Consider the following 5,456-nt stretch of genomic DNA (forward strand, 5'->3'; position numbering starts at 1 on the left):
GCGCTGGAGGATGCCGACAATGCCGGCTTTGAAGCCGGCGCTTCGCTGCTGCGCGAGGCGCTGGGAAAGCCTGGCTCGTATCCTGGCCGGAAACGTTGAGAGATGCCAACGGCCGCCGCCGGTCGCTGCCTCAGACCTTCTTCAGCCCGGCCTTGAAGCGCTTGCCGTTGGCGACGTAGTGCGCGGCCGAGCCGCGCAGCCTGGCGACTGCGGCGTCATCGAGTTCCCTCACGACCCGCGCGGGCGAGCCGACGATCAGCGAATTGTCGGGAAACGCCTTGCCCTCGGTGACCAGCGCGCCGGCGCCGACCAGCGAGTTCTTGCCGATCCTTGCTCCGTTGAGCACGATGGCGCCCATGCCGATCAGGCTGTTGTCGCCGATTGTGCAGCCATGCAGCAGCGCGCGGTGACCGATCGTGCAGCCCTCGCCGATGGTCAGCGGAAAACCCGGATCGGTGTGCATCGCCGTATGCTCCTGCACGTTGGTCCCGGCGCCGATGGTGATCGGCTCGTTGTCGCCGCGGATGACGACGCCGAACCAGAAGCCGGCATCGCGGCCGATGTTGATGTCGCCGATCAGCGTCGCGTCCGGCGCGATCCAGTTGCTGTCGGCATCCTCGAAGCTGGGCGCTTTTCCGTCGATCGCATAGGTCGGCATTGTCCGTCTCCGAATCGTCTCACGCTGGAAAGTGAGCCGACCCTAGGAGACCGGTCGCCCAGGATGCAATGGCGAGCAGGACGACGCCCTGCGCCAGCGCCCAGGCAATCGCCGTGCACCCACACGACATCAGCGCCAGCGTGGTGATGCGGCCCTGCCTGCGGGCATCCAAAGCGTCATTGGCGAGCATGAACGGCCCCGCGCATGCCGTCGCGGCCAGCGATCGCAGTATGTGCGAAGGCGACACATAGGGCTCGACGAAGGCAAGCCTGCGGCCGCTGGCCAGTTCCATCGCCGATCCCATCAGGCCGCCGGCGGTGAGGCCGACGGCGAAAGCAAAGAGCACCAGCTCCACAGCACCCATCTTTACCTTCCGTTTACCATGACGTCGCACAGTCGCATCCGACAGGCGCGCTGCAAGAGCCATGCCGCGCAATGTGTGCCGCCCGGGGACATCCAGCGGGATCGGCGACCGTAACGGGGATAGCGATGAAGCAGGCGGCGACCGCGAGTGGCCCGGAATTCGAGGTTGTCGATTCCACGCTGATGAAGCGTGTGTTCTATGCCTTCGCGGCGCTGGCGCTGCTTTCGGTGGCGATCAGCCTCGGCGGCAAATGGTTGGGACGCTCGATCGCCATGGCCGGCTACACCGACGACACGACCATCCATGAGGTGGTGATCGGCAACAATGTCATTGCCGTCCCGGCCAATTTCATCCGCTTCGAGCAGGCGCGGCGCGACGGCATCGCCTCGCGCCTCGACCTCTATATGCGCTACCCCGAGATGGACGGCTACAGCACAGCCGCCCGCGACGACTTCAACCATACGGGCGCGCGCAAGAACGTCGTCTTCCTCTCCTTCGAGCAGCAGATGATGTCGCGCGACATGAGCGGCCGCTTCGCCCCAATCTATAGCGCGCTGATCGTCCAGCCCGGCACGCCGGGACCCGGCGGCACGACGCTTTATGGCTTCACCGAGAAATCAGGCTATCTCAACGAGGTGCTCGCGGTGGCCGGCCGTCCGGGCAAGGATCCGTTCGTTGCCCGCTGCCTGAGCGGACCGAGCGCGGAGGAATCGCTGGCGCCTTGCGAGCGCGACTTCCAGGTCGGCGATGGCCTCAGCCTCACCTATCGCTTTCCCAGGGAATTTCTCGGCAACTGGCAGGCGCTTGACGCGGCGATCGCGGCGGCGGCCGCGCATGTCCTGAAGACAGGACGATAGGGCAAGTGACCACTACAAGATAAGAAGCGTTGACCGGGCTGCGCCGACGCAGGCCCGGCCAGCAGAGGGCTCAGCCCAGGTCGATGTCGAGAATCGCCATCGAGAAATTGTAGTCGCCATCGTCCTCGTCCTTGAAGACGATACCGAGGAATTCGTCGCCGACATAGACCTCGGCCGAATCTTCCTTGCGCGGGCGCGCCTTCACCTGGAGCTTGGGATTCTGGAAGACGCGCTTGAAATAGGCGTCCAGCTTTCTGATTTCGTCCGGCTTCAACAGTCTTCTCCGATCGTCGGGCTTGCTGGGTTGAACGCGCTTCTGGCACGTCGACAATGGCGATGTAAAGACAAGCCGGCGGCAGAACGAAAGCGCCTCCGCATCTGCGGCCGGTTTCAGCCGCGCGGGTGGGCGCCCCGGCCTCAGATATCGAAGCTGACGACGTGGTCCATCGTTTGCGAGGGCAGGAGTTGGTCCATCTGCCTGGAAGGCTGGTCGCAACCGGTCTCGCCGACGACGCGCGCCGGCACGCCGGCGACCGTCTTGTTGTGCGGCACCGGTGACAGCACGACCGATCCGGCCGCGATCTTCGAGCAATGGCCGACTTCGATGTTGCCGAGGATCTTGGCGCCGGCGCCGATCAGCACGCCGCGGCGGATCTTCGGATGACGATCGCCACCGGCCTTGCCGGTGCCGCCGAGCGTCACGCCATGCAGGATCGAGACATCGTCCTCGATCACCGCCGTCTCACCGACGACAAGGCCGGTGGCGTGGTCGACGAAAATGCCCTTGCCGATGCGGGCGGCGGGATTGATGTCGGTCTGGAACACCGAGGAGGAGCGGCTCTGCAGGTAGAGCGCGAAATCCCGCCGGCCCTGGTTCCACAACCAGTGCGCCAGCCTGTGCGTCTGGATGGCGTGGAAGCCCTTGAAATAGAGCACCGGCATGATGAAGCGGTCGCAGGCCGGATCGCGGTCGTAATAGGCCTGGATGTCGACGCGCACCGTGGCGCTCCAATCGGGATTGTCGGCAAGCATGGCGTTGAAGGTCTGACGGATCAGGTCGGAACCGACATCTTGATGGTCGAGGCGCTCGGCGAGGCGGTGGATCACCGCTTCCTCCAGGCTTTCCTGGTTGAGGATGGTCGCATAGAGGAACGCCGCGAGCAGCGGGTCGCGGTTGACCGCTTCCATCGCCTCGTCGCGGATCGAGCGCCAGATCGGATCGACCGGCTGCACAATGCTGGGGCGGGCAATCGTAATGCTGTTCATCGACGGTCTCCGGCCTGCCGGCTCCTTACCGGCCGCACATATAGGCCAGATCATAGCACGGGGGAACTCAATTTTCCTTAGTGCTTTGTCAAATGGATTTGGTTCATCGGAAATCAAGCGGCCATGGAAAACGAACCCTTGCGGCCTGCCTCGAGAAGGCAGCTTCCCGCCGCGATGCGTTTTGGTCAATCCGGTGCCGGTGGCGTCTGCAGGCGAATTGCCCGATGCCATACAGGCTCGACTTGCGTCGCCCCGGCTCCCGGCGTCAAATGTCGGAAGGGTGAAGCAGCATGGAAAACGAAGCCTTGATCGACGAAGCGTTGAGAAACGAGCTCTCATCGCTCTATCGGGCACCGGACCGCCACTACCACGGCCTTGCCCATATCGAGGCGATGCTGGCGCTGGCTGGCGAGTACAAAGCCCTGCTCCACGATCCCGTAGCGGTGGACGCAGCGATCTGGTTCCACGACGCCATCTATGACAGCCAGGCCAAGGACAACGAGGCGAAGAGTGCCGCTCTTGCAGAGCAAAAACTCGCCGGCCGCACCGACGCCGTGCGCCTCGGCCGCATCGCCGCGATGATCCTCGCCACCGCGACGCACGAATTGCCAAGCTCGGGCGATGCGGACTTCATCCGCGACACAGCGCTCTTGCTCGACATGGACCTGGCAATCCTTGGCGCGGCGCCCGGTACTTTCGACACCTATGAGCAGGCGGTACGCCAGGAGTATCAATGGGTCGAGGAGTCGATGTGGCGCGCCGGCCGCGGCGCGGTGCTGAAGAGTTTCCTCGCACGCCCGCATATCTTCCACACCGATGAATTCCGGCAACGGTTCGAGCCCCAGGCCAGACAAAACCTGGCGCGATCGCTGCAAGCGCTCGGAGGTGTTAGCTAATCCGGGAACGTCTCCATGCGCTCGGCATACGGCCTGAAGCCTGCGCGTCTGTAGACGGGCTGCGCATTGGGATGGTCATAGGTGTCGGTGTGCAGCCAGAGCCGTTCGGGCCGATATGACCAGATCGCGCGAAGCGACCGGTCGAGCAGGAACGGCCCGAGCCCGCGGCCCTGGAAGGCGGGCACGAGCCCGAAATGGGTGAGTTCGACGACGGACTGGCCAACGCCGTTGAACTCGCACAGGCCTGCCGCCTCGCCGTCGACGCGCAGGACATGGACATGCGTCGCCGGACTGGCGAGCAGCCGTTCGAGGTCCGCCGCTTTCATGCGCAGCCGCTGATCCCACTGCACGGCTTCGCCGACGGCGCGGTAGAGGCTGAAATAGCTGGCGATCTCGAGCGCTTCGCGCTCCACCGTCGCGCCGGCTGTCGGAGCGGAAGAAGCCGCGCCGGACGGCGGCTCGGTCATCTCCATATAGGTGACGAGAAGGTCGACCATGGTCCTGACAGATGCGGTATCAGAGCGGGTTTTCGGCGTAAAACTCCAGCACGCGCTGTTTGAAGCTCTTGTCGCCGACTGCCAGCATGTGGTCGCGGCCCTCGATGTGGAACGCCCGGGCGTTCGGCATCAGCGCCGCCAGTTCGTCCGGTGAGCCGCCGATGTCGTCCTTGGTGCCGACAGCGACCAAGGTCGGCTGCGCGATCCGCGCCATATCGTCTTCGCCAAGCAACTCGCGCGAGGTGGCGATGCAGGCGGCAAGCGCCCGGCGATCGCTGCGCGTCTGGTCGGCGAAGGCGCGAAACGAGCGGCCGCGCGGATGCGTCGTCGTTGCCGGGTCCTCGGCAAGCAGCGCCTCGGCGATCGGATCCCAGTCGCCGACGCCGTCGACCATGCCGATGCCGAGGCCGCCGAACACCAGCGTCGCCACCTTGTCCGGATCGGAAAGCGCCAGGAACGCCGAGATGCGCGCGCCCATCGAATAGCCCATCACGTGGGCGCGTTCGATGCCGAGATGGTCTAGCAGGGCGGCGCCGTCGGAAGCCATTTTTGCCGGCGTGTAGTCGGCCTCGTTGTAACTTTTCGACGACGAGCCGTGGCCGCGATTGTCGAAGGCAATCGCCCGGTAGCCGGCATCGTTGAGCGTCTTGAACCAGCCCGGCGACACCCAGTTGACATAGTGGCTGGAGGCAAAGCCGTGGATCATCAGCACCGGATCGCCGTGGCCCGATGCCGGCTGGCGATCGAGATAGGCGAGGTCGAAACCGTCATGCGAAAAATACTGCATCGGAAAAGGTCCGGATTGTTCAGTTGGGATCGACGCTCGGCGCATCGCCCTTGTCAGGCGCCGGCTTGGCCGGCCCCGACGCCGTGCCGATGGCCGGATGGCGCAACAGGTCGCCGTCCGGCCATCGGCAC

8 protein-coding genes are annotated in these 5,456 nt (G+C 64.8%); 2 read left to right on the top strand and 6 right to left on the bottom strand.

Annotated features, from left to right (window positions below):
• Positions 1–130 precede the first annotated feature (130 nt).
• Positions 131–658: a gamma carbonic anhydrase family protein gene (locus EN780_RS26685; RefSeq protein ID WP_128275784.1), complete on the bottom strand. Its 528-nt coding sequence runs from the start codon at positions 656–658 to the stop codon at positions 131–133.
• Between the two features lie 19 nt (positions 659–677).
• On the bottom strand, positions 678–1,022 hold the full coding sequence (locus EN780_RS26690; protein WP_127285829.1) for a hypothetical protein: 345 nt from the start codon (positions 1,020–1,022) through the stop codon (positions 678–680).
• A 125-nt stretch (positions 1,023–1,147) separates the two neighbouring features.
• On the opposite strand from EN780_RS26690, the gene EN780_RS26695 reads away from it, so the two are divergent.
• A complete protein-coding gene (locus EN780_RS26695; RefSeq protein ID WP_128275785.1) occupies positions 1,148–1,879 on the top strand; it encodes a hypothetical protein in 732 nt (243 codons plus the stop codon).
• A gap of 70 nt (positions 1,880–1,949) precedes the next feature.
• On the opposite strand, the gene EN780_RS26700 is transcribed toward EN780_RS26695, so the two are convergent.
• On the bottom strand, positions 1,950–2,153 hold the full coding sequence (locus EN780_RS26700) for a DUF3126 family protein (RefSeq protein WP_042644432.1): 204 nt from the start codon (positions 2,151–2,153) through the stop codon (positions 1,950–1,952).
• A gap of 143 nt (positions 2,154–2,296) precedes the next feature.
• A complete protein-coding gene (cysE, locus tag EN780_RS26705) occupies positions 2,297–3,145 on the bottom strand; it encodes a serine O-acetyltransferase (protein ID WP_127285831.1) in 849 nt (282 codons plus the stop codon).
• Between the two features lie 290 nt (positions 3,146–3,435).
• Between cysE and EN780_RS26710 the strand changes: the two genes are divergently transcribed.
• A complete protein-coding gene (locus tag EN780_RS26710; protein ID WP_127391518.1) occupies positions 3,436–4,041 on the top strand; it encodes a hypothetical protein in 606 nt (201 codons plus the stop codon).
• Here EN780_RS26710 and EN780_RS26715 read toward each other — a convergent pair.
• Positions 4,038–4,538, bottom strand: a complete 501-nt coding sequence (locus EN780_RS26715) for a GNAT family N-acetyltransferase (protein WP_128275786.1) — start codon at positions 4,536–4,538, stop codon at positions 4,038–4,040. The two genes, EN780_RS26710 and EN780_RS26715, sit on opposite strands and share 4 nt — an antisense overlap.
• A gap of 19 nt (positions 4,539–4,557) precedes the next feature.
• Positions 4,558–5,325 carry an alpha/beta hydrolase gene (locus tag EN780_RS26720; protein WP_128275787.1) on the bottom strand — a complete coding sequence of 256 codons (768 nt, stop codon included), beginning with the start codon at positions 5,323–5,325 and terminating at the stop codon, positions 4,558–4,560.
• Positions 5,326–5,456: the final 131 nt, after the last annotated feature.

Origin of the sequence: Mesorhizobium sp. M4B.F.Ca.ET.089.01.1.1 (genome assembly GCF_004022605.1) — a bacterium.
In the GTDB taxonomy this organism is placed as follows: domain Bacteria; phylum Pseudomonadota; class Alphaproteobacteria; order Rhizobiales; family Rhizobiaceae; genus Mesorhizobium; species Mesorhizobium abyssinicae.

Bases quoted from the DNA above. Each gene is read 5' to 3' on its own strand.
- EN780_RS26715 (WP_128275786.1), bottom strand. From the start codon at position 4,538: ATGGTCGACCTTCTCGTCACCTATATGGAGATGACCGAGCCGCCGTCC.
- EN780_RS26710 (WP_127391518.1), top strand. From the start codon at position 3,436: ATGGAAAACGAAGCCTTGATCGACGAAGCGTTGAGAAACGAGCTCTCA.
- EN780_RS26690 (WP_127285829.1), bottom strand. From the start codon at position 1,022: ATGGGTGCTGTGGAGCTGGTGCTCTTTGCTTTCGCCGTCGGCCTCACC.
- EN780_RS26695 (WP_128275785.1), top strand. From the start codon at position 1,148: ATGAAGCAGGCGGCGACCGCGAGTGGCCCGGAATTCGAGGTTGTCGAT.
- EN780_RS26685 (WP_128275784.1), bottom strand. From the start codon at position 658: ATGCCGACCTATGCGATCGACGGAAAAGCGCCCAGCTTCGAGGATGCC.
- EN780_RS26720 (WP_128275787.1), bottom strand. From the start codon at position 5,325: ATGCAGTATTTTTCGCATGACGGTTTCGACCTCGCCTATCTCGATCGC.
- cysE (WP_127285831.1), bottom strand. From the start codon at position 3,145: ATGAACAGCATTACGATTGCCCGCCCCAGCATTGTGCAGCCGGTCGAT.